The sequence below is a fragment of the Aeromonas sp. HMWF015 genome (genome assembly GCF_963878965.1).
Lineage (GTDB): Bacteria > Pseudomonadota > Gammaproteobacteria > Enterobacterales > Aeromonadaceae > Aeromonas > Aeromonas veronii.
Genome location: NZ_CAWNZT010000416.1, coordinates 1 through 1,528, shown reverse-complemented (window position 1 = coordinate 1,528; position 1,528 = coordinate 1). Strand labels below are relative to the sequence as shown.

The 1,528-nt window shown below is 47.2% G+C and carries 1 protein-coding gene; it reads right to left on the bottom strand.

Annotated elements, in window-relative coordinates:
- Window positions 1–224 precede the first annotated feature (224 nt).
- Complete coding sequence (locus AACS18_RS21365; RefSeq protein ID WP_108613252.1) at window positions 225–1,274, bottom strand: porin; 1,050 nt, start codon at window positions 1,272–1,274, stop codon at window positions 225–227.
- Window positions 1,275–1,528: the final 254 nt, after the last annotated feature.

Genomic DNA, 1,528 nt, shown 5'->3' with positions numbered 1-1,528 from the left:
AGCAAGAAGCAAGAAGCAAGAAGCAAGAAGCAAGAAGCAAGAAGCAAGAAGCAAGAGAGATTAACCGAGACAGATGGTTTGCCAAACATCACTTACATAGCAATCCGGCAATTCATCCTGGTGCCAATACGCTGGCGCTAAAAAAGAAAATGGCCGAGATATCATCTCGGCCATTCGTAGCTTGGTCAAAGACTCAAGCCAGGATATTACTCATGTGCAACTTATTAGAAGTTGTACTGCAGAGCAACAGTCCACTCGTCGTCATGCTTCTCGATACCCTGGATCTTGTATTCGGTGTAAGCTTTCAGCTTCGGAGTGAAAGCGTACTGAACACCCAGCAGGGTCTCGTCAACCAGATCCTTGTAAGTAGAACCGGCAGTTTGAGCGTTGGCCTTGCCTTCTTTGAAGTTGTAACCAGCCAGGAAGGTCCAGGCATCTACGTTGTAAGATGCTGCCAGCTCATAGCCACGGCCATCATCTTTGATACCGTTGCTCTTATTCTTCACTTCACCTTCAGTGTAAACACCAGCGAAGTAGAAACCATTGATTGCGTAGTGTGCACCAACAGCCCACTCGTCTTTCTTACCAGTCTGGCCATTAACTTTGTTTTGCAGGTCGGAGTAAGCATAACCAGCGTTGAAGCCCAGACCGAAGTCAAAGTCGTAACCGCCAGCAACGGCATAAGCTTTCTCACGCTTCACGTTAGTGCCCAAATAGGCATCTTCTTTAATTTTTTGACCTACGTCAGTAATCTTGACAGCTACGTCATCGTTGGTTTGGTAAGAAACCTTACCTTTGAAACCGCCGAAGGTGTTGGAGTAGATAACCTGGCCTTCCTGACGACCGTCATAGAAGTTACCGGCATCGCCCCACTCGTTAAAGATATCGGTCGGCTCGAGTACGTCGTAGAAAGCGGTGTCGGTCTGACCGAAGATGATTTTACCGTACTGGGAACCATCAAAGCCTGCGTAGATATGACGAGCATCGAACTTGCTAGACTTGCCGTCGCTTCCCTTGTCGGAGTTTTCAGCAGCAACTTGCCACTCAGTTTTGGCAATACCGGACCAAGTGTTGTTCAGAGCGACTTTACCGGACCAGCCCAGACGGGAAGAACCAATCAGCTCGCCATCGGTATCATCGTGCTCACCGTAGTAGTTAGCCTGTACACGGCCGTATACGTCGAAAGTGGTACCGTCTTTGTCATAGATCACTGCGGCGTTAGCGGCGGACGCAAACAGAGCCGGGATAGCAATAGCCAGAATTGTCTTTTTCATAGTTTCCAATGCCTACTGTAATTAAACACTAAGTTGTTGTTATTCCCTGTGTTAGCGATGTTCTTTGCATCACTATGCCGCCGAGACTAGCACCGGATTTTTTGAACCGCAATGAAAAAACTTGGAACTTTTTACGGAAACCATAGTCATGGAGGCAAAAATGTGAGCCAAGTCTCACCTGACGGCAAGGCAAAAGGAAAACGTTTACAATGAATCCTGCTGATTATTTGGACTCAAATAGTCTATTTTGCATG